This is a genomic window from Sulfitobacter maritimus (assembly GCF_013346665.1).
In the GTDB taxonomy this organism is placed as follows: domain Bacteria; phylum Pseudomonadota; class Alphaproteobacteria; order Rhodobacterales; family Rhodobacteraceae; genus Sulfitobacter; species Sulfitobacter maritimus.
Genome location: NZ_JABVBB010000033.1, coordinates 1 through 22465, shown reverse-complemented (window position 1 = coordinate 22465; position 22465 = coordinate 1). Strand labels below are relative to the sequence as shown.

18 protein-coding genes and 1 tRNA gene are annotated in these 22465 nt (G+C 58.7%); 17 read left to right on the top strand and 2 right to left on the bottom strand.

Annotation, left to right across the window (positions count from 1 at the left end; all coding sequences use genetic code 11):
* The first annotated feature begins 4 nt into the window (after window positions 1-4).
* A complete protein-coding gene (gene tuf / locus HTT03_RS09980) occupies window positions 5-1180 on the top strand; it encodes an elongation factor Tu (protein WP_174859657.1) in 1176 nt (391 codons plus the stop codon).
* 159 nt (window positions 1181-1339) lie between these two features.
* Here tuf (HTT03_RS09980) and HTT03_RS09975 read toward each other — a convergent pair whose 3' ends face one another.
* Window positions 1340-1837, bottom strand: a complete 498-nt coding sequence (locus tag HTT03_RS09975; RefSeq protein ID WP_174859656.1) for a ferritin-like domain-containing protein — start codon at window positions 1835-1837, stop codon at window positions 1340-1342.
* Between the two features lie 144 nt (window positions 1838-1981).
* On the opposite strand from HTT03_RS09975, the gene HTT03_RS09970 reads away from it, so the two are divergent.
* The 12 genes from HTT03_RS09970 (at window position 1982) to HTT03_RS09915 (ending at window position 16755) form a co-directional block, all read left to right on the top strand.
* Window positions 1982-2057, top strand: a tRNA-Trp gene (locus HTT03_RS09970).
* A 116-nt stretch (window positions 2058-2173) separates the two neighbouring features.
* Window positions 2174-2839: a hypothetical protein gene (locus HTT03_RS09965; protein WP_174859655.1), complete on the top strand. Its 666-nt coding sequence runs from the start codon at window positions 2174-2176 to the stop codon at window positions 2837-2839.
* Window positions 2840-2917: 78 nt separating this feature from the next.
* On the top strand, window positions 2918-3115 hold the full coding sequence (gene secE, locus HTT03_RS09960; RefSeq protein ID WP_007118815.1) for a preprotein translocase subunit SecE: 198 nt from the start codon (window positions 2918-2920) through the stop codon (window positions 3113-3115).
* 207 nt (window positions 3116-3322) lie between these two features.
* Complete coding sequence (nusG, locus tag HTT03_RS09955; protein ID WP_067264099.1) at window positions 3323-3856, top strand: transcription termination/antitermination protein NusG; 534 nt, start codon at window positions 3323-3325, stop codon at window positions 3854-3856.
* Window positions 3857-4000: 144 nt separating this feature from the next.
* Window positions 4001-4426 carry a 50S ribosomal protein L11 gene (rplK, locus tag HTT03_RS09950; protein WP_067267940.1) on the top strand — a complete coding sequence of 142 codons (426 nt, stop codon included), beginning with the start codon at window positions 4001-4003 and terminating at the stop codon, window positions 4424-4426.
* A gap of 1 nt (window position 4427) precedes the next feature.
* Window positions 4428-5126, top strand: a complete 699-nt coding sequence (gene rplA, locus HTT03_RS09945) for a 50S ribosomal protein L1 (RefSeq protein WP_174859654.1) — start codon at window positions 4428-4430, stop codon at window positions 5124-5126.
* A 270-nt stretch (window positions 5127-5396) separates the two neighbouring features.
* Entirely contained in the window at window positions 5397-5912 is a 516-nt protein-coding gene (gene rplJ, locus HTT03_RS09940; RefSeq protein WP_007118819.1) for a 50S ribosomal protein L10, read from the top strand.
* A gap of 74 nt (window positions 5913-5986) precedes the next feature.
* On the top strand, window positions 5987-6358 hold the full coding sequence (gene rplL / locus HTT03_RS09935) for a 50S ribosomal protein L7/L12 (RefSeq protein ID WP_067267945.1): 372 nt from the start codon (window positions 5987-5989) through the stop codon (window positions 6356-6358).
* A 244-nt stretch (window positions 6359-6602) separates the two neighbouring features.
* Window positions 6603-10739: a DNA-directed RNA polymerase subunit beta gene (gene rpoB / locus HTT03_RS09930; protein ID WP_174859653.1), complete on the top strand. Its 4137-nt coding sequence runs from the start codon at window positions 6603-6605 to the stop codon at window positions 10737-10739.
* Window positions 10740-10833: 94 nt separating this feature from the next.
* Window positions 10834-15084 carry a DNA-directed RNA polymerase subunit beta' gene (rpoC, locus tag HTT03_RS09925; protein WP_174859652.1) on the top strand — a complete coding sequence of 1417 codons (4251 nt, stop codon included), beginning with the start codon at window positions 10834-10836 and terminating at the stop codon, window positions 15082-15084.
* A 226-nt stretch (window positions 15085-15310) separates the two neighbouring features.
* Window positions 15311-15715, top strand: a complete 405-nt coding sequence (locus HTT03_RS09920) for a response regulator (RefSeq protein WP_174859651.1) — start codon at window positions 15311-15313, stop codon at window positions 15713-15715.
* Between the two features lie 170 nt (window positions 15716-15885).
* Entirely contained in the window at window positions 15886-16755 is an 870-nt protein-coding gene (locus HTT03_RS09915) for a DMT family transporter (protein ID WP_174859650.1), read from the top strand.
* On the opposite strand, the gene HTT03_RS09910 is transcribed toward HTT03_RS09915, so the two are convergent.
* Entirely contained in the window at window positions 16747-17550 is an 804-nt protein-coding gene (locus HTT03_RS09910; protein ID WP_174859649.1) for a putative rhamnosyl transferase, read from the bottom strand. The two genes, HTT03_RS09915 and HTT03_RS09910, sit on opposite strands and share 9 nt — an antisense overlap.
* Window positions 17551-18138: 588 nt before the next feature.
* Between HTT03_RS09910 and rpsL the strand changes: the two genes are divergently transcribed.
* The 4 genes from rpsL to tuf (HTT03_RS09890) form a co-directional block, all read left to right on the top strand.
* The gene (rpsL, locus tag HTT03_RS09905; protein WP_007118826.1) at window positions 18139-18510 is read left to right on the top strand and encodes a 30S ribosomal protein S12; all 372 of its coding nucleotides are present in this window, start codon (window positions 18139-18141) and stop codon (window positions 18508-18510) included.
* An 87-nt stretch (window positions 18511-18597) separates the two neighbouring features.
* A complete protein-coding gene (gene rpsG / locus HTT03_RS09900; RefSeq protein WP_067267956.1) occupies window positions 18598-19068 on the top strand; it encodes a 30S ribosomal protein S7 in 471 nt (156 codons plus the stop codon).
* A 65-nt stretch (window positions 19069-19133) separates the two neighbouring features.
* Window positions 19134-21260 carry an elongation factor G gene (fusA, locus tag HTT03_RS09895; RefSeq protein ID WP_174859648.1) on the top strand — a complete coding sequence of 709 codons (2127 nt, stop codon included), beginning with the start codon at window positions 19134-19136 and terminating at the stop codon, window positions 21258-21260.
* A 93-nt stretch (window positions 21261-21353) separates the two neighbouring features.
* On the top strand, window positions 21354-22465 hold a 1112-nt coding region (gene tuf / locus HTT03_RS09890), incomplete at its 3' end, for an elongation factor Tu (RefSeq protein WP_174859647.1).

Here is a 22465-nt window from a genome sequence, read left to right as displayed (position 1 = left end):
CACCATGGCAAAGGCAAAGTTTGAACGTAACAAGCCACACGTCAACATCGGCACAATCGGCCACGTTGACCACGGTAAAACCACGCTGACCGCGGCGATCACCAAGTATTTCGGTGACTTCCAAGCGTATGACCAGATCGACGGCGCGCCCGAAGAGAAGGCCCGCGGCATCACCATCTCGACCGCGCACGTCGAGTATGAGACCGAGAACCGTCACTACGCTCACGTCGACTGCCCTGGCCACGCTGACTATGTGAAGAACATGATCACCGGTGCCGCGCAGATGGACGGCGCGATCCTGGTTGTGAACGCGGCCGACGGCCCGATGCCCCAGACCCGCGAGCACATCCTGCTCGGCCGTCAGGTTGGCATCCCTGCCATGGTCGTCTTCATGAACAAAGTTGACCAAGTCGACGACGAAGAGCTGCTTGAGCTGGTGGAAATGGAAATCCGCGAGCTGCTGTCCTCCTACGACTACCCCGGCGACGACATCCCTGTTGTTGCAGGTTCCGCTCTGGCGGCGATGGAAGGCAACAAGCCCGAGATCGGCGAAGAAGCGATCAAGAAGCTGATGGCTGCTGTGGACGAGTACATCCCGACGCCTGAGCGCGCCGTGGACCAGCCCTTCCTGATGCCCGTCGAAGACGTGTTCTCGATCTCCGGTCGCGGTACCGTTGTGACAGGCCGTGTTGAGCGTGGCGTGATCAACGTTGGTGACGAAATTGAAATCGTCGGCATCCGCGACACCAAGAAAACCACCTGCACCGGTGTGGAAATGTTCCGCAAGCTGCTGGACCGTGGTGAAGCTGGCGACAACATCGGCGCCCTGCTGCGCGGCGTTGAGCGTGACGGCGTTGAGCGTGGTCAGGTTCTCTGCAAGCCCGGCTCCGTGACACCGCACACCAAGTTCGAAGCCGAAGCCTACATCCTCACCAAAGAGGAAGGTGGCCGTCACACGCCGTTCTTCGCGAACTACCGTCCGCAGTTCTACTTCCGTACAACTGACGTGACCGGCACCGTTCAGCTGGCAGAAGGCACCGAGATGGTCATGCCCGGCGACAACGTGTCCTTCGGCGTTGAGCTGATCGCACCGATCGCCATGGAAAACGGCCTGCGCTTCGCGATCCGCGAAGGTGGCCGGACTGTCGGCGCGGGTGTTGTGTCGAAGATCACCGAGTAATCGGAACGGTCGGGCCCTTGGGGCCGTCTTGGAAAAACGAAAGGCCGCAGCGTTTGCTGCGGCCTTTTACTTTGTGGGGGAGGGGCATTGATCAGCCGCCGAGCTACAAAAAAGCCGGCCCCGTAGGGGCCGGCCTTTGTTGTTGACGGACTAACGCGCTCACACCGCGTCAGCGTTCACGCCGCCTTTGGTCGCGATTTCCGTCATGCGGCGGTCGCCGTCGTAGGTGTGGTCAAGCTGCTGTTGCAGTTGCGCACCGTCCTCATCTTCGCCGAGGCGGTTGGCGAAAGCGACCAGGCAGCCGTAGCCCGCCAGCGCGTAATGCACCATGCGCTGATACTGTGTGATGATCATGGCATCGCGGGTGTCACTGTCGCCAAATTCTTCTTCCAGCACGTGTTTATGCGCTTCTTTGACGAGCCCCTCCATGCCGAAGCAATGTTCGCCGTCGGGATCGATATCGTGTTTAGCGCAGATGGACTTGAGCACATCCATCCCTTTGGAAATACCATTGCCGCCATCAATCAGCGCTTCGGAAAGGTCCTTGTCCTCTGCTGCGCGGCCCAAGGCGTTGGTTGCTTCGAGCGACTGTTTGCAAGCGGAGTAAAGGTCTTGCAGTTGGTCGGTGTAGACGTCCTTCAGGTTGTTCATCGGCATCTTATGTCCTCCAGTTTCGGGCTAGGTTCGCCGGGAAAACGTGGGCTGGGCCTGCAATGTTCCGCCTTGTGTAGAATATCGGCAGGAAAGAGCAGATCGGCTCTTGATCTGAGCGCGTTTTGCGACTACCCAAGCCATCGGCATAGGGGTTTAGCTCAGTTGGTAGAGCATCGGTCTCCAAAACCGAGGGTCGTGGGTTCGAGTCCCTCAGCCCCTGCCACATTCTCTCACATTTCAGATTTGCTGCGTGACAGGGTCAAAAACTCGCCCTATTTGCGCCCTTTGCTGGTCTGAATGGCGGGGTAGCTTTTGCGTATCTGCGTGAAAGAGCCCGACATGACCAATACCCAAAACCAACCCGCGCCTGAGCGTGAGCCTGAGCTTAATCCGGCTTCTCTGGCTGCGATTCAGAATTTGTTAAGAGATGAGGCCATATCCTCGCAGTTAGAGGAGAAACCTGTAGCCGAGCGGGAATCACCACCTGTAAATGTCGCGTCTCGGCCAAAGGGGCGTGCGGCGCTGCCGTTGTTGGAGGAAGCCCCAGTCGAACCGATGCCACGTCGGGCCAAACCTGCCGCCCGGCCCGGCATATTAGCGCGGGGCAGGGGGCGGTTGCAGGGCTATCGCCCGACGCCAAAACAGATCATCTTGGCCTGCCTTGCCTTGATCATCGTGCTGCGCCCTTGGCTGGTGGTGGGTGTGCTTTTTGTCACAGTCTTTCTGGTTCTGGGGCTGTTCCTTGCCCTTGGCTACGACGGATTTTGGCGTCGCGCGATGGGTTTGGGCCGTTGGTATGCGGCGCGGAACCCTGAGCGGGCGGTTGCGCTACATGCGCGTCTGGATGCGTTCGCCATGCGGTGGGATGCAGTGCTTGACCGCTTTCCTGAAGGCACGGTTGATGGGTTGTATCTGCCCGATTTCGGAGAGATGGCCGCCGCTGATGCGCGACACGATGCCGCTCTGGATCGGCGCTTTGACAGCCTGCGCAACTCCGAAGGGTAGTTGCGGCTGCAAACACCATCTTGAAACCACGCGGCGGACCCGTTACATCCGCCCAATCCGCCAATAGGGAAAGATGTCATGGCCACCACCAATCCGCTTCAGTTCATCCAGCAGGTCCGCACCGAAGTCGCCAAGGTTGTTTGGCCGACCAAGCGTGAAGTCATGCTGACCACGGTGATGGTCTTTATCCTCGCCGCGTTGACGGCTGTTTTCTTCGCCATTGTCGATATTCTGATCCGTGGCGGCTTGCAGCAGATTTTGGGGATGTTCGGCTGACCTTGGCCAGCTTCGGTGATTTTATGTTTACACCCTTGAAACCTGCGTCCGCGCGGGCTATTGCGCAGACCTGACCTGAAAAGGGCGTGCGGCGATTCGAGTTGCGCGCCGATTTTTTGTTCAGAAGGTTCGGGGCCAAAGCCTCGTATGATTGACGAATTTACATGCCGGGGCAGCCCGCATGGCAAGACAGGGACCAGAGTTCAGATGGCAAAACGGTGGTATTCGGTCAGTGTCCTGTCGAACTTCGAAAAGAAGATCGCTGAGCAGATCCGCGCATCCGTGGCTGAGCAGGAACTTGAAGACCAGATTGACGAAGTGCTGGTGCCCACCGAAGAGGTGATCGAGGTCCGGCGCGGTAAAAAGGTGACAACCGAGCGTCGCTTCATGCCCGGCTATGTGCTGGTGCATATGGAAATGTCCGACGCGGGCTATCACCTGATCAACTCGATCAACCGCGTCACCGGTTTCTTGGGGCCACAAGGCCGTCCGATGCCGATGCGCGATGCCGAGGTTCAGGCGATCTTGGGCCGCGTGCAGGAAGGCGAAGAAGCGCCACGCACGCTGATCCACTTCGAGGTCGGCGAAAAGGTCAAAGTTGCCGATGGTCCGTTCGAGGATTTCGACGGCATGATCGAAGAGGTCGACGACGAGAATCAGCGTCTCAAGGTGTCGGTGTCGATCTTTGGCCGGGAAACCCCGGTCGAATTGGAATTCACTCAGGTCAACAAACAGGTCTGAGTGCGCGGCGGGCCGAGGTCCGCCATCCCGGCGCCTAGAGCGTCGGTCACTGTGGGAGGCGAGGGCGCCGCGGCGCTCAATCCGGACCACGCAACGAAGATCCCGCGGGGCGCGCCCCAAGGGTGTTGAAAGGAGAATGGTCAGATGGCCAAGAAACTCGTCGGTACGATGAAGTTGCAAGTTAAAGCGGGTCAAGCAAACCCGTCCCCGCCCGTTGGTCCGGCTCTCGGTCAGCGCGGCATCAACATCATGGAATTCTGCAAGGCGTTCAACGCCAAGACCGCAGACATGGAGCCGGGCGCACCGTGCCCCACAGTGATCAGCTACTATCAGGACAAGTCCTTCACCATGGACATCAAGACGCCCCCGGCGTCTTACTACCTGAAAAAAGCGGCCAAGGTGAACTCCGGCGCGAAAACGCCTTCGCGTGAAACCGTTGGCACCGTGACCACCAAGCAGCTGCGCGAGATCGCAGAAGCAAAAGCCGCCGATCTGTCCGCGAACGACGTGGAAGCGGCGATGAAAATTATCCTGGGCTCCGCGAAGTCCATGGGCATCGAGGTGAAGTAAGATGGCAAAAATTGGTAAACGCACCCGCGCCGCCCGTGAAGCCTTTGCTGGCAAAGAAGACCTGACCGTCGAAGAAGCGGTAAGCCTGATCAAAGCAAACGCCACCGCGAAGTTCGACGAAACCATCGAGATCGCCATGAACCTCGGTGTTGATCCTCGCCACGCAGACCAGATGGTCCGCGGTGTTGTCGGCCTGCCCAACGGCACCGGCAAAACCATGCGCGTTGCTGTCTTCGCCCGTGGCGCGAAAGCTGAAGAAGCCGAAAAGGCTGGCGCAGATATCGTCGGCGCAGAAGACCTGATGGAAACCGTGCAGTCCGGCAAGATCGACTTTGATCGCTGCATCGCGACACCTGACATGATGCCGATCGTTGGCCGTTTGGGTAAAGTGCTTGGCCCCCGTAACCTGATGCCGAACCCCAAGGTTGGCACCGTGACCATGGACGTCGCTGACGCCGTGAAAGCGGCCAAGGGTGGCGAAGTTCAGTTCAAAGCCGAAAAGGGCGGTGTCGTCCATGCCGGCGTTGGCAAACTGTCCTTCGACGAAGCCAAGCTGGTCGAAAACATCCGCGCCTTCGTCGGTGCTGTGTCCAAAGCGAAGCCTACGGGCTCCAAGGGCACATATATGAAAAAGATCAACCTGAGCTCCACAATGGGCCCGGGCGTGTCGGTCGCTGTCGAGAACGCAACCGCCGAGTGATCCAGTGGGGTGGGGCCAGCCCCCACCTTACGACCCGAGATTTGGCGGCTTCGGCCGTCAGATACGCAAGGACCAGAAGATCGGTCCGCGCGTCTGTCCGAGACGGAGGGTTTGGGCTGCGGCCTGAATAATTCCTTCCTGAGATGGGAAACCGGAAAAACGCTGCCTTCGGGCGGTTTTGGCCGGGACCCTTCATTGGACCCGAATGGGATGCAAAAGACCGCATCCTGAACTGAGCCGGGGGGCAACCCCCAAATTTGGAGTGAAACTGTGGATAGAGCACAAAAAGAACAGCTGGTCGACGAACTCGGCCAGATCTTTGAAAGCTCTGGCGTCGTTGTGGTTAGCCACTACGTCGGTTTGACAGTTGCCGAAATGCAGGACCTTCGGGCGCGCGCACGCGCTGCCGGTGGGGCCGTGCGTGTTGCCAAAAACAGGCTCGCCAAGATCGCCCTTGAGGGCAAGCCATGCGAAAGCATCGCTGACCTTCTGACGGGTATGACCGTTCTGACCTACTCTGAGGATCCTGTGGCTGCGGCCAAGGTTGCTCAGGAATTCTCCAAGGAAAACCCAAAGCTGGTGATCCTTGGTGGTTCCATGGGTGAGAACGCGTTGGACGCCGCTGGTGTCGAAGCCGTTTCGAAAATGCCTTCGCGGGAGGAGCTTATCTCCACCATCGCGGGCATGCTCGGCGCACCTGCTTCGAACATCGCCGGGGCCATTGGCGCACCTGCAAGCAACATCGCATCCATCTTGTCCACCATCGAGGACAAGGCGGCTGCGTAAGGCAAATCGTCAAACTGGCGCACGGGTTGAACACGCGCGTTGGAACACACATATCGTAACGGAAAGAGCTAAACATGGCTGATCTGAAGAAACTGGCAGAAGACATCGTTGGTCTGACTCTGCTTGAAGCACAAGAACTGAAAACCATCCTGAAAGACGAGTACGGCATCGAGCCCGCCGCTGGCGGCGCAGTGATGATGGCCGGCCCTGCTGAAGGTGGCGCTGCCGAAGAAGAAAAGACCGAATTCGACGTCGTTCTGAAGAACGCCGGCGCATCCAAGATCAACGTGATCAAGGAAGTCCGCGGCATCACAGGCCTGGGCCTGAAAGAAGCCAAAGATCTGGTCGAAGCCGGTGGCAAGATCAAAGAAGGCGTCGACAAAGCCGAAGCCGAAGACATCAAAGGCAAGCTGGAAGCAGCTGGCGCCGAAGTCGAGCTGGCCTAAGCCAGAGGTGCGTGTTCTCACGCATCAGGCATGAACAAGGGCTGGACGGGAATCTTCCTGTCCAGCCTGACCTGTTTTGACGAATGTTCCGCTGCGGGAGCATTTCTCTGGAGAGGTCCATGGTCGGAAGGGGTGCAGTGGGACGCATTCCAAGAATTGACCCGGATTTTCCGCTCTTATGGGCGCGCACCACGGCCCCGGTGGTTGATGCGCTCGGCAAGAGACACGAAAGGTGACACGACACATGGCACAATCCTTCCTTGGCCAGAAACGTCTGCGTAAATATTATGGCAAAATCCGCGAAGTGCTGGAGATGCCGAACCTTATTGAGGTTCAGAAATCCTCTTATGATCTGTTCCTGAATTCCGGCGACGCCGAGACCCCCACCGATGGTGAGGGTATCACTGGCGTTTTCCAGTCGGTTTTCCCGATCAAAGACTTCAACGAGACCTCGGTGCTTGAATACGTCAAGTACGAGCTTGAAAAGCCGAAATACGATGTGGAGGAATGTCAGCAGCGTGACATGACCTACAGCGCACCGCTCAAGGTGACGCTGCGTCTCATCGTGTTTGATGTGGACGAAGACACCGGCGCCAAATCGGTTAAAGACATTAAAGAACAAGACGTCTTCATGGGTGACATGCCCCTGATGACGCCGAACGGCACCTTTGTCGTGAACGGTACCGAGCGTGTGATCGTATCCCAGATGCACCGTTCGCCGGGCGTGTTCTTTGACCACGACAAGGGCAAAACCCACTCCTCGGGTAAGCTTCTGTTCGCTTGCCGCATCATCCCCTATCGCGGCTCCTGGCTGGACTTTGAATTCGACGCCAAAGACATCGTCTTTGCCCGGATCGACCGCCGCCGCAAATTGCCTGTGACGACCCTGCTCTATGCCCTTGGGCTGGACCAGGAGGCGATCATGAACGCCTATTACAACACCGTCACCTACACGCTTGAGAAGAACAAGGGCTGGGTTGCACCCTTCTTCCCCGACCGTGTGCGCGGCACCCGCCCCACCTACGATCTGGTCGACGCGGCCACCGGCGAGATTCTTTTCGAAGCAGGCAAGAAGGTAACACCTCGCGCCGTCAAAAAGCTGCTCGACGAAGGCAAGGTCAAAGACCTGCTGCTGCCGTTCGATCACATCGTCGGCAAGTTCGTCGCGCGTGACATCATCAACGAAGAAACCGGCGCGATCTATGTCGAAGCTGGCGATGAGTTGACGCTGGAATACGACAAAGACGGCACGCTGATCGGCGGCACCGCGAAAGAGCTGATCGACGCGGGCATCACCGAGATTCCGCTGCTGGACATCGATAACGTCAATGTCGGTCCCTACATGCGCAACACCATGGCGCAGGACAAGAACATGAACCGCGACACCGCGCTCATGGATATCTACCGCGTCATGCGCCCGGGCGAGCCGCCCACCGTCGAGGCCGCTTCCGCGCTCTTCGACACGCTGTTCTTCGATAGCGAGCGCTATGACCTCTCGGCTGTTGGCCGGGTGAAGATGAACATGCGTCTGGCGCTCGATAAGCCCGACACACAGCGCACGCTGGACCGTGACGATATCGTCGCCTGCATCAAAGCGCTGGTTGACCTGCGCGATGGCCGTGGCGACATCGACGACATCGACCACCTCGGCAACCGCCGGGTGCGTTCGGTCGGCGAACTGATGGAAAACCAGTACCGCGTCGGGCTGCTTCGCATGGAGCGCGCGATCAAGGAGCGTATGTCTTCCGTCGAGATCGACACCGTGATGCCGCAGGACCTGATCAACGCCAAGCCGGCCGCGGCTGCGGTGCGTGAATTCTTCGGCTCGTCGCAGCTGTCGCAGTTCATGGACCAAACCAACCCGCTCTCGGAAGTGACGCACAAGCGTCGCCTTTCGGCGCTTGGGCCGGGCGGTCTGACACGTGAGCGTGCGGGCTTTGAAGTGCGCGACGTTCACCCGACTCACTACGGTCGGATGTGCCCGATTGAAACGCCGGAAGGGCCGAACATCGGTCTGATCAACTCGCTGGCCACCTTTGCCCGCGTGAACAAATACGGCTTCATCGAAACGCCCTACCGCGTTGTTAAAGACAGCACCGTCACCGATGAGGTGCACTACATGTCCGCGACCGAGGAAATGCGTCACACCGTGGCGCAGGCGAATGCCAACCTCGACGATGACATGAAGTTCGTGAACGAGATGGTCTCAACCCGTCAGTCCGGCGACTACACGCTGGCACCGACCGAGAACGTGGACCTGATCGACGTGAGCCCGAAGCAGTTGGTCTCGGTCGCTGCCTCGCTGATCCCGTTCCTCGAAAACGACGACGCGAACCGTGCTCTCATGGGCTCGAACATGCAACGTCAGGCCGTACCGCTTTTGCAAGCCGAAGCGCCGCTCGTCGGCACTGGTATCGAAGAAGTTGTGGCACGCGACTCCGGGGCGGCCTACACGGCACGTCGCGCGGGCATCATCGACCAAGTGGATGCGTCCCGTATCGTGATCCGGGCCACCGAAGACCTTGAGTTGGGCGACGCGGGTGTGGACATCTACCGCATGCGCAAGTTCCAGCGCTCGAACCAGAACACCTGCATCAACCAGCGTCCGCTGGTGAAAGTTGGCGAGAAGGTCACTAAGGGTCAGGTTATCGCGGACGGTCCGTCCACCGACATGGGGGAACTGGCGCTCGGCAAGAACGTCGTCGTCGCCTTCATGCCGTGGAATGGCTACAACTACGAAGACTCCATCCTGATCTCCGAGCGGATTTCCCGCGACGACGTCTTCACCTCGATCCACATCGAGGAATTCGAAGTCGCCGCGCGTGACACCAAGCTTGGGCCGGAAGAGATCACCCGCGACATCCCCAACGTTGGCGAGGAAGCCCTGCGCAACCTCGACGAAGCCGGTATCGTTTACATCGGCGCGGATGTGGAGCCGGGTGACATCCTTGTGGGTAAGATCACACCGAAGGGCGAAAGCCCGATGACGCCGGAAGAAAAGCTTCTGCGCGCCATCTTTGGTGAGAAAGCCTCTGACGTGCGCGACACTTCGCTGCGTGTGAAGCCGGGCGATTTCGGCACCGTTGTCGAAGTGCGCGTCTTCAACCGTCACGGCGTTGAGAAAGACGAGCGTGCGCTGCAGATCGAGCGTGAGGAAGTCGAGCGTCTGGCCCGTGACCGGGATGACGAGCTGGCGATCCTCGACCGCAACATCTACGCGCGTCTCAAGGACATGATCCTTGGCAAGATCGCCGTCAAAGGCCCCAAAGGCGTGAAGGCGAACAGCCAGATCACCGAGGAACTGCTGGAAACGCTGACCCGTGGTCAGTGGTGGCAGCTGGCCCTTGAGGACGAGGATGACGCGAAGATCGTTGAAGCCCTGAACGAGCAGTACGAGATCCAGAAGCGGACCTTGGATGCACGTTTCGAGGATAAGGTCGAGAAAGTCCGTCGTGGCGACGATCTGCCCCCGGGTGTGATGAAGATGGTCAAGGTCTTCGTGGCGGTGAAGCGCAAGCTGCAGCCGGGCGATAAGATGGCCGGTCGTCACGGGAACAAGGGTGTGATCTCGAAAGTGGTGCCGATGGAGGACATGCCGTTCCTCGCCGATGGTACCCCGGTCGATTTCTGCCTTAACCCTCTGGGTGTTCCATCGCGGATGAACGTCGGTCAGATCCTTGAGACGCATATGGGCTGGGCCGCACGCGGTCTGGGCCTGAATGTTGACGAGGCGCTGCAAGAGTACCGTCGTTCGGGCGATCTAACGCCGGTGCGCGAAGCGTTGAGCTTGGCCTATGGCGATGATGTCTACGAAGAAGGCATCAGCGGCATGGACGAAGACACGCTGCTTGAAGCGGCTGGCAACGTGCGCCGCGGTGTGCCAATCGCCACACCGGTCTTTGACGGTGCCAAGGAAGCGGATGTGAATGACAGCCTCAAGCGGGCCGGGTTCGACACGTCCGGTCAGTCGGTGCTCTTCGATGGTCGTACAGGTGAGCAGTTTGCCCGCCCCGTGACCGTCGGCGTCAAGTACCTGCTCAAGCTGCACCACCTGGTGGACGACAAGATCCACGCACGTTCGACAGGGCCGTACTCGCTCGTCACACAGCAGCCGCTGGGTGGTAAGGCACAGTTCGGTGGCCAGCGCTTTGGTGAGATGGAAGTCTGGGCTCTGGAAGCCTATGGCGCCGCCTACACCCTGCAGGAAATGCTGACCGTCAAGTCGGACGACGTCGCGGGCCGGACTAAGGTCTATGAAAGCATCGTCAAGGGCGAGGATAACTTCGAAGCGGGCATTCCAGAGAGCTTTAACGTTCTCGTCAAGGAAGTGCGCGGCCTCGGCCTGAATATGGAACTCCTGGATGCGGAGGAGGATGAGTGAGGCATAGACGGAATTTTCTGAAAATTCCGGGCCGCTTTCTTCGCAAGAAAGCGGCACCCCTCCCTCCTAACGCACCCCTTTCAAGGATTTGAAAATGAACCAGGAACTGACAAACAACCCGTTCAACCCGCTGACGCCGCAAAAAGCGTTTGACGAAATCAAGGTCTCTTTGGCCTCCCCCGAGCGGATCTTGAGCTGGTCCTTCGGTGAGATCAAGAAGCCGGAAACCATCAACTACCGGACGTTCAAGCCTGAGCGTGACGGCTTGTTCTGCGCGCGTATCTTTGGCCCGATCAAAGACTACGAATGCCTTTGCGGCAAATATAAGCGGATGAAGTATCGCGGCGTCGTCTGCGAGAAGTGCGGCGTCGAAGTTACGCTGCAAAAGGTCCGTCGTGAGCGTATGGGCCACATCGAGCTTGCCTCGCCCGTCGCGCATATCTGGTTCCTCAAGTCGCTGCCCTCGCGTATCGGCCTGATGCTGGACATGACCCTGCGTGATCTGGAGCGGGTTCTCTACTTCGAGAACTACGTCGTGATCGAGCCGGGCCTCACCGATCTTCAATACGGTCAGATGATGACCGAAGAAGAGTACATGGACGCCCAGGACGCCTATGGCATGGACGCCTTCACCGCCAACATCGGCGCCGAAGCGATCCGCGAAATGCTGGCGGCGATTGATCTTGAAGCCGAAGCCGAAAACCTGCGCGCTGATCTGAAAGAGGCGACAGGCGAGCTGAAGCCCAAGAAGATCATCAAACGTCTGAAAGTGGTCGAGAGCTTCCTGGAATCGGGCAACCGTCCCGAGTGGATGGTCATGACCGTGATCCCGGTCATTCCGCCAGAGCTGCGCCCGCTGGTGCCGCTGGATGGTGGCCGTTTCGCGACCTCCGACCTCAACGACCTGTACCGCCGCGTGATCAACCGGAACAACCGTTTGAAGCGTCTCATTGAGCTGCGCGCGCCTGACATCATCGTCCGCAACGAAAAGCGGATGCTGCAGGAATCCGTCGACGCTCTGTTCGATAACGGCCGCCGTGGCCGCGTCATCACCGGTGCCAACAAGCGCCCGCTGAAGTCGCTATCGGACATGCTGAAAGGCAAGCAAGGTCGCTTCCGTCAGAACCTTTTGGGTAAGCGCGTCGACTTCTCGGGCCGTTCGGTCATTGTGACCGGCCCTGAGCTGAAGCTGCACCAATGTGGTCTGCCGAAAAAGATGGCCTTGGAACTCTTCAAGCCCTTCATCTACTCGCGGCTTGAGGCAAAAGGTCTGTCTTCCACCGTGAAGCAGGCGAAGAAGCTGGTTGAGAAAGAGCGTCCCGAGGTTTGGGACATTCTTGATGAGGTGATCCGTGAGCACCCCGTCATGCTTAACCGCGCGCCGACGCTGCACCGTCTTGGCATCCAGGCGTTCGAACCCGTCCTGATCGAAGGGAAAGCGATTCAGCTTCACCCGCTGGTCTGCTCGGCCTTTAACGCTGACTTTGACGGTGACCAGATGGCCGTCCACGTGCCGCTCTCGCTGGAAGCCCAGTTGGAAGCGCGTGTTCTGATGATGTCCACGAACAACGTTCTGTCGCCTGCAAACGGCGCACCGATCATCGTGCCGTCGCAGGATATGATCTTGGGTCTCTACTACACGACCCTTGAGCGTGAAGGCATGGTTGGCGAAGGCATGGTCTTTGGTTCCGTTGACGAGGTTCAGCATGCCCTCGACGCCGGTGCGGTGCATTTGCACACCAAGATCAAAGCCCGCATCAAGCAGGTCGACGAAGAAGGCAATGAGGTGATGAAACGCTTTGACACGACCCCCGGTCGTGTGCGTCTTGGCGCGCTTCTGCCGCTGAACGCCAAAGCGCCGTTCGATCTGGTCAACCGTCTGTTGCGCAAGAAAGAAGTGCAGCAGGTCATCGACACCGTCTACCGTTATTGCGGTCAGAAAGAGTCGGTTATCTTCTGTGACCAGATCATGACCATGGGTTTCCGCGAAGCTTTCAAAGCGGGCATCTCCTTCGGTAAAGACGACATGCTGATCCCAGACTCCAAATGGCCGCTGGTTGAAGAGACCCGCGAGCAGGTGAAGGACTTTGAACAGCAGTATATGGACGGCCTGATCACTCAGGGCGAAAAGTACAACAAAGTCGTCGATGCATGGTCGAAATGTAACGACAAGGTCACCGAGGCGATGATGGGCTCCATCTCGGCCACGACGTACCACGAGAATGGTTCCGAGAAGGAGCCGAACTCGGTCTACATGATGGCCCACTCCGGTGCGCGTGGCTCGGTCACGCAGATGAAACAGCTGGGCGGGATGCGCGGTCTGATGGCGAAGCCGAATGGCGACATCATCGAAACGCCGATCATCTCGAACTTTAAAGAAGGTCTGACCGTTCTTGAGTACTTCAACTCGACCCACGGTGCGCGGAAAGGTCTGTCGGATACCGCTCTGAAAACGGCGAACTCCGGTTACCTGACACGCCGTCTGGTGGACGTGGCGCAGGACTGCATCGTGCGTATGCATGACTGTGGGACTGAGACCGCGATCACAGCCGAAGCGGCTGTGAACGATGGCGAAGTCGTCTCCTCGCTGGCTGAGCGTCTGCTGGGCCGTGTTGCGGCGGAAGACATCGTTGCACCCGGCACGGATGAGGTGATCGTGCCTGCCGGTGGTCTGATTGACGAGCGTATGGCGGATGCGATTGATGCGGCGGCGGTTCAGGTCGCCCGTATCCGTAGCCCACTGACCTGTGATGCCGAAGAAGGTGTTTGCGCCATGTGCTATGGTCGTGACCTTGCACGCGGTACGCTGGTCAACCAAGGTGAGGCCGTCGGCATCATCGCGGCGCAGTCGATTGGTGAACCCGGCACGCAGCTGACGATGCGGACCTTCCACATCGGTGGTGTTGCTCAGGGTGGCCAGCAGTCCTTCTTGGAAGCCAGCCAGTCCGGCAAGATCGTGTTCGAAAACGCGCAGACTTTGGTCAACAGCGCGGGCGAGATCCTCGTTATGGGTCGGAACATGAAACTGTCGATCGTTGACGAGAATGGTGAGGAACGTGCCAGCCATAAGGTCGGCTACGGTACCAAGCTCTTTGTCAAGGATGGCGATACCATTGAGCGCGGCGACAAGCTGTTTGAGTGGGATCCCTATACGCTGCCGATCATCGCTGAAAAGGCGGGTATGGCGAAGTATGTCGACCTCGTGTCGGGCATCGCGGTCAAAGACGACACCGATGATGCGACAGGCATGACCCAGAAAATCGTGATCGATTGGCGCGCGGCCCCCAAAGGCAACGAGTTGAAGCCTGAGATCATTCTGGTTGGTGAAGATGGTGAGCCGGTCCGCAACGACGCGGGCAACCCGGTGACCTATCCAATGTCCGTGGATGCGGTTCTGTCCATTGAGGATCAGACCGAAGTCCAAGCGGGCGACATCATCGCGCGTATCCCGCGTGAAGGCAGCAAGACGAAGGACATTACCGGTGGTCTGCCGCGTGTGGCCGAACTCTTTGAGGCACGTCGCCCCAAAGACCACGCCATCATTGCGGAAATCGACGGCTATGTGCGGTTCGGCAAGGACTACAAAAACAAGCGCCGCATCGCGATTGAAAGCTCGGATGATCCGGACGTGAAGGTTGAATACATGGTGCCCAAGGGGAAACACATCCCCGTTGGCGAAGGCGACTTCGTGCAGAAGGGTGACTACATCATGGACGGCAACCCCGCGCCGCACGACATTCTGGCGATCATGGGCGTCGAGGCCTTGGCCGAATACATGATTGACGAAGTGCAGGACGTTTACCGCCTGCAGGGTGTGAAGATTAACGACAAACACATCGAAGTCATCGTGCGTCAGATGCTCCAGAAGTGGGAAATCCAGGAAAGCGGCGACACCACGCTGCTCAAGGGTGAACACGTCGACAAGCAGGAGTTTGACACGGCCAACGAAAAGGCGCTCAAGAAGGGTGGCCGTCCGGCCAAGGGCGAACCGATCCTTCTCGGTATCACCAAGGCGTCGCTGCAAACCCGCAGCTTCATCTCTGCCGCGTCCTTCCAGGAAACAACGCGCGTGCTGACCGAGGCTTCGGTTCAGGGCAAGCGGGACAAGTTGGTTGGTCTGAAAGAGAACGTCATCGTGGGTCGCCTGATCCCGGCGGGCACTGGTGGGGCAACCCAGCAGATGCGCAAAGTGGCCACAGATCGTGACAATGTCGTGATCGAAGCCCGCCGTGAGGAAGCTGAAGCCGCTGCTGCTCTGGCCGCGCCAAGCGCTTCTACAGACGACGATATCGTCGGTGGCGATGTGTTCAACACCGGGGTAGGTGACGAAGAAAGCCGCGATTGATCGCAAGATTAGTCCGAAAAATCAAAGGCCCCCGCAGTGAAAGCTGCGGGGGCTTTTCTGTACTACGCGGCGTGGTTAGGGGCGTGGCTTTTTTTCTTGCGCTGCCTCCTTTAGGCAGTCATCACATCCGCAACATCCCGCTGATCCCAGCAGGGTGGGGGCTTTCGTCCCTCTGCTATGCGGGGTACCCTGTTCCACTAGATTTTCTTCCCTATAAGGCGTCGCCATGACATCCCGCATTCTGCATATCGACGATGACCCGATCATTCTTGAACTGGTTAAATCAGTCTTCTCGGGCGATCCGTCTATTGTCGTGGTGTCCTGTCTAAATGCGCATGACGCGTTGGAAGTGGTAAAAGACCTGCGGCCCGATCTGATTTTGTCCGACATTTCTATGCCTGACATGGGCGGGCTCGAACTGGCGCATAACCTCAAGCAGATCGACGCGATTGCGGATGTGCCGATCATCTTTCTCAGCGGGCGGAGCCGTGATCTGGAGGTGTACGATTCTTTCCGTAAACTCGCCGCCATCGTCCTGCAAAAGCCGGTTGATCCGTCATACCTGCGCAGCAAAGTGATGCAGCTTTTGGCGGAAACTGCTTTAGCCGCTGCTGAGAAGGCGAAAGCCTAGCGCTGCGGCCGCTTCGGCCCTTCCCAATCAACCGCGCTTTCTGACCTCTAATCACGACAGGCTCGCCGCTTAGGACCTGTTGCCCTTCCTTGACAGCTCTTCAGACCGCTGCCAGTCATTTGGACAGCGGCGTCATGTTAGCCGCGTCTTTATTTATCGGAGCGCCTTTCATGTCCCCCAATACCATCGGCGCGCTGCTGATGATTGCCTCTATGGCCTGTTTTACCTTTAACGATACGATGTTGAAGGCAACGGATGGCGCCATTCCCCTGTTTCAACTGTTGTTTCTGCGGGGGGCCATTACCTCAATTCTGATCCTCGCGCTCAGCCGGCATTTAGGTCGGGTCACGTGGCAACTGCCGCGCCGGGATTGGCAGGTGATTGGCCTGCGGTCAGTGGCCGAAGTCGCGGCGGCCTATTTTTTTCTTTCGGCGCTGTTCAGTATGCCGCTGGCCAATGTGACCGCGATCCTTCAGGTCGTGCCACTGTCGGTGACTTTGGCCTCGGCCTTGGTATTGCGCGAGACGGTTGGGTGGCGGCGCTTGTCGGCGATTGCGGTCGGCTTTTGCGGCGTGCTGCTGATTGTCAAACCGGGCGCCGAAGGGTTCAACATTTGGTCGATCTATGTGTTGATCGCGGTGCTCTGCGTCACCGTGCGCGATCTGTCCACGCGGGCGCTGTCGCCTGCGGTGCCTTCAATGACGGTCACCCTGATAACCGCCCTGTCGGTGATGACAGCGGCCGGGCTCGCCTCATTGTCGGCCCCATGGGCGCCGGTGACGGTGGACCTTGCACTGTTGATCGGCGGCTCGGCTGTCTTTGTGCTCGGCGGCTATTTCTTTTCCATTCAGGTGATGCGGGTAGGGGATGTCTCTTTTATCGCGCCGTTTCGCTACACCGGGCTGTTGTGGGCGCTTTTGCTGGGGTGGCTCGTCTTTGGCGATTGGCCCGGCACGCTTACGCTGATCGGGGCGGCGATCGTTGTCGCGACCGGGATTTTCACGCTCTATCGCGAGCGAAAGGTGAAGCTCTCAGGCTGAGAAAACCCGTCGTACGTGATCTTGGTCTATAGCAAAGCGCGTCCGGAACAGCGCGGCCCCTTCGGCATCGAGCGGCGCGACTTGAACTTGCTGCGCCACCCCTTGCCGCGAATCGTTGGAGCTGTTGTGGCTGCGCACAAACATCGCCTCATCGGGCACGGTCACGGTTGGCATAAAGCGCGGCAGTTTCTGATGGTTGAAGTTCATGATTGTCAGCGGGCTGTTGCCCTTCACATACATCGCCAGCGCCGCAACATTAAGCGGGCGGTAACACTCTGCCGCTCGAACACCTGAGGCGTCAAATTCCGCCACATAGCCCTTGGGCCAGTCAAAGGCGACGGACCGTTCATCTTTCAGCAGGCTCGCGCTCCGCTCCACCGTAGCACGAAGGCGGGCGATGAAATCTACTGACACCGCGTCATCGTCGTCGTAGCGAAATTGCAGGCAGGGCGTTTTGGGGTTGATGCGCGCGGCGTTCAGCACGTCCTTCATCACCTCGCGATGGCGCCGGGGTGGTTCTTGATGGATCACCGCCTGCGGCAAATCCGCAAGCAGCGATTCGAGCCGTGCCAGGTGATGCGCCGGAAGTTGGTTGCCGACCACGAAAACGATACTGAAATCAGGATCGGTCTGCCCCTTGAGGCAGGGCAGGGCGACCGTTTCCAACAGACGGAATCGCTCTTCCAAGCGGGCTTCGTTGTAGAGGTATGCGATGCGTTCTTCGATGGTTTCATGACCAACCTGAAAGCCCCCGAGGGCCGGGTAGGAGAAACGGCAGAGGCCGATCGCTTGCATGGGGGGTCCTTTCGCGTCTTTGCCCGACTATGCCGAGAGGGGGGCAGCGCTGGCAAGGGTGTGAAATGCGCGCCTCGGCCCGGAATCAAGCCGCAAGCGTCGGGCCATGGCTTGCTCGCTCGACTATAAGTTGGCGCACCTTGGAGCGACCGGGTAGGCGATTTAGTCAGGCTGAGCGCGACAATGCTGGCGCACATCAACACTGCGTCATAAAGTGCGCAGGCGTCAGTTGGATTGCCGACCTACGGGCTGGCGACGGTCCCTGTAACTGGCCGCTCACGATTCCTCGTGCAGCCGTTCGGCATCCCCCCGCGCGTGCCGCACCCCGGGCTGTTGACACACCCGGCGCAACATCATATACGCCCGCTATCTCGGAGGTGGAGGCCGCTCTGCCAATCCGACATCATAACTCAAGTGGTCACGATCCGGCCTACTACTGGCCCGATCCTCTGTTAACCCACCGCCTCGTTTTCCTCGGTACGGGAACGTTGCGGTCATTTTGCTTTGTGGACGCATGAAGTAGCCGAATTTAGCCGCATGGGGGATCCCCCGTGTACACAATCTGAGCGATACGGGGATATAACCGGAATGCCAACGATCCAGCAGCTGATCCGCAAGCCGCGACAGCCAAAAGTCAAACGTTCGAAATCCATGCACCTGCAGGAGTGCCCACAAAAGCGTGGCGTCTGCACACGGGTTTACACAACCACACCCAAGAAGCCGAACTCGGCCATGCGTAAGGTTGCCAAAGTGCGCCTCACCAATGGTTTCGAAGTCATCTCCTACATCCCGGGTGAGAGCCACAACCTTCAGGAACACTCCGTGGTTCTGATCCGCGGCGGTCGTGTAAAAGACCTTCCGGGTGTGCGCTACCACATCCTGCGCGGTGTGCTTGATACCCAAGGCGTTAAAGACCGTAAGCAGCGTCGTTCCAAGTACGGCGCGAAGCGTCCGAAGTAATCTCGCACGGCGGGGGCGCGCCCCCGCTTTTCCATTCGATGATGGGTGGGGCCTGACCCCACCACCCGCCAAGAGGAAGACACTGACATGTCACGCCGCCACGCCGCTGAAAAACGCGAAGTCCTGCCGGACGCCAAATATGGCGATCTGGTTCTTACCAAATTCATGAACAACCTGATGATCGACGGCAAGAAATCTGTCGCTGAGCGTATCGTCTACAACGCGATGACCCGCGTCGAAGACAAGATCAAACGCGCTCCGATCGAAGTGTTCCACGAAGCGCTGGAAAACATTCAGCCGTCCGTCGAAGTCCGCTCGCGCCGCGTGGGTGGTGCCACCTATCAGGTGCCGGTCGAAGTGCGCCCCGAGCGCCGTCAGGCGCTGGCGATCCGCTGGTTGATCAAAGCCGCCCGTGCGCGCAACGAAAACACCATGGAAGAGCGCCTTGCTGGCGAGCTGCTGGATGCTGTCCAGTCCCGTGGTACCGCCGTTAAAAAGCGCGAAGACACGCACAAGATGGCCGACGCCAACAAAGCGTTCAGCCACTACCGCTGGTAATTTCAACGTCGCGCCCGGTTTCGGGCGCGATCTGTTCGTACTGACATTTTCGAGGAAGCAGCCCTATGGCACGCGACTATCCGCTAGAACGCTACCGCAACTTCGGCATCATGGCCCACATTGATGCCGGCAAGACAACATGCTCCGAGCGTATCCTTTTCTACACCGGTAAAAACCACGTTCTGGGCGAAACCCATGACGGTGCCTCCACCATGGACTGGATGGAGCAGGAGCAGGAACGCGGGATCACCATTACATCCGCCGCGACCACAACTTTCTGGCAGCGTCAGGAAGAGCCCACAGCCGATGCGACATCCGACACCAAATACCGGATGAACATCATCGACACCCCCGGCCACGTTGACTTCACCATTGAAGTTGAGCGTTCGCTGGCGGTTCTCGATGGCGCGGTTGCCGTGCTTGACGCCAACGCCGGTGTTGAGCCGCAGACCGAAACCGTGTGGCGTCAGGCTGACCGCTACAAGGTGCCGCGCATCGTGTTCGTCAACAAGATGGACAAAATCGGCGCGGATTTCTTCAACTGCGTTCACATGATCAAGGACCGCACAGGTGCCACACCTGCGCCGATCCAGATTCCGATTGGAGCGGAAAACGAGCTGGAAGGCATCGTTGACCTCGTGACCATGAAAGAATGGGTCTGGTCCGGTGAAGACCTCGGCGCGGGCTGGGAACAGCGCGACATCCGCGAGAGCCTTCAGGAGTCGGCCAACGAATGGCGTGCCAAGCTCATCGAGACTGCGGTCGAGATGGACGATGAAGCGATGGAAAACTACCTGATGGACGGTGCCGAACCGGACGTCGACACCCTGCGCGACCTGATCCGCAAGGGCACATTGGCCATCAAATTCATCCCTGTTCTCTGTGGTTCGGCCTTCAAAAACAAAGGTGTTCAGCCGCTGTTGAACGCTGTTGTTGACTACCTGCCCAGCCCGCTGGACGTTGTTGACTACATGGGCTTCAAACCGGGCGATGAGACAGAAACCCGTGACATCCCGCGTCGTGCGGACGATGACATGGCGTTCTCTGGCCTTGCGTTCAAAATCATGAACGACCCCTTCGTGGGCTCTCTGACCTTTACCCGGATCTATTCCGGCGTGCTGAAGAAGGGTGACACTCTTCTGAACTCGACCAAAGGCAAGAAAGAGCGCGTTGGTCGTATGATGATGATGCACGCCATCAACCGCGAAGAGATCGAAGAAGCCTTTGCGGGCGACATCATCGCGCTGGCCGGTCTGAAAGACACCACCACAGGTGACACGCTCTGTGCGCCGAACGACCCGGTGGTTCTGGAAACCATGACCTTCCCCGATCCGGTGATCGAGATCGCGGTTGAGCCGAAAACCAAGGCCGACCAGGAAAAGATGTCCGCAGGCCTGGCCCGTCTGGCCGCTGAAGACCCGTCTTTCCGCGTCGAAACCGATCTGGAATCCGGTCAGACCATCATGAAGGGCATGGGCGAACTTCACCTCGACATCTTAGTTGATCGCCTGAAGCGTGAATTCAAGGTCGAAGCGAACATCGGTGCACCGCAGGTGGCTTACCGTGAGACGATCTCGAAAGAGGCCGAAATCACCTACACTCACAAGAAACAGTCGGGTGGTTCAGGTCAGTTCGGTGAAGTTAAGATGATCCTGATGCCGACCGAGCCGGGCGAAGGTTACTCCTTCGAGAGCCGCATCGTCGGGGGTGCCATTCCCAAGGAATACATCCCGGGCGTGGAAAAAGGGATCAAGTCGGTTCTGGACTCCGGTCCGCTGGCGGGCTTCCCGGTCATCGACTTCAAGGTTGCCTTGATCGACGGTAAGTTCCACGACGTTGACTCCAGCGTTCTGGCCTTTGAAATCGCCGCCCGTATGGCGATGCGCGAAGGCATGAAGAAAGCCGGCGCCAAGCTTCTGGAACCGATCATGAAGGTCGAAGTTGTGACACCGGAAGAATACACTGGTGGCATCATTGGTGACCTGACATCCCGTCGGGGTCAGGTGCAGGGTCAAGACACGCGCGGCAACGCCATTGCGATCGACGCCTTCGTGCCGCTGGCCAACATGTTCGGCTACATCAACACGTTGCGGTCGATGTCGTCGGGTCGTGCGAACTTCACCATGCAGTTCGACCATTACGAGCCTGTGCCGCAGAACATCTCTGACGAGATTCAGGCCAAATTTGCATAAGCAAAGGTGCGTGGGAAACCACGCACCCTACCCCAAACCGTAGGGTGTGTGCGCCGCACGCACCGTTCTGAAAGACCAAAAGGAGCCAACACCATGGCAAAGGCAAAGTTTGAACGTAACAAGCCACACGTCAACATCGGCACAATCGGCCACGTTGACCACGGTAAAACCACGCTGACCGCGGCGATCACCAAGTATTTCGGTGACTTCCAAGCGTATGACCAGATCGACGGCGCGCCCGAAGAGAAGGCCCGCGGCATCACCATCTCGACCGCGCACGTCGAGTATGAGACCGAGAACCGTCACTACGCTCACGTCGACTGCCCTGGCCACGCTGACTATGTGAAGAACATGATCACCGGTGCCGCGCAGATGGACGGCGCGATCCTGGTTGTGAACGCGGCCGACGGCCCGATGCCCCAGACCCGCGAGCACATCCTGCTCGGCCGTCAGGTTGGCATCCCTGCCATGGTCGTCTTCATGAACAAAGTTGACCAAGTCGACGACGAAGAGCTGCTTGAGCTGGTGGAAATGGAAATCCGCGAGCTGCTGTCCTCCTACGACTACCCCGGCGACGACATCCCTGTTGTTGCAGGTTCCGCTCTGGCGGCGATGGAAGGCAACAAGCCCGAGATCGGCGAAGAAGCGATCAAGAAGCTGATGGCTGCTGTGGACGAGTACATCCCGACGCCTGAGCGCGCCGTGGACCAGCCCTTCCTGATGCCCGTCGAAGACGTGTTCTCGATCTCCGGTCGCGGTACCGTTGTGACAGGCCGTGTTGAGCGTGGCGTGATCAACGTTGGTGACGAAATTGAAATCGTCGGCATCCGCGACACCAAGAAAACCACCTGCACCGGTGTGGAAATGTTCCGCAAGCTGCTGGACCGTGGTGAAGCTGGCGACAACATCGGCGCCCTGCTGCGCGGCGTTGAGCGTGACGGCGTTGAGCGTGGTCAGGTTCTCTGCAAGCCCGGCTCCGTGACACCGCACACCAAGTTCGAAGCCGAAGCCTACATCCTCACCAAAGAGGAAGGTGGCCGTCACACGCCGTTCTTCGCGAACTACCGTCCGCAGTTCTACTTCCGTACAACTGACGTGACCGGCACCGTTCAGCTGGCAGAAGGCACCGAGATGGTCATGCCCGGCGACAACGTGTCCTTCGGCGTTGAGCTGATCGCACCGATCGCCATGGAAAACGGCCTGCG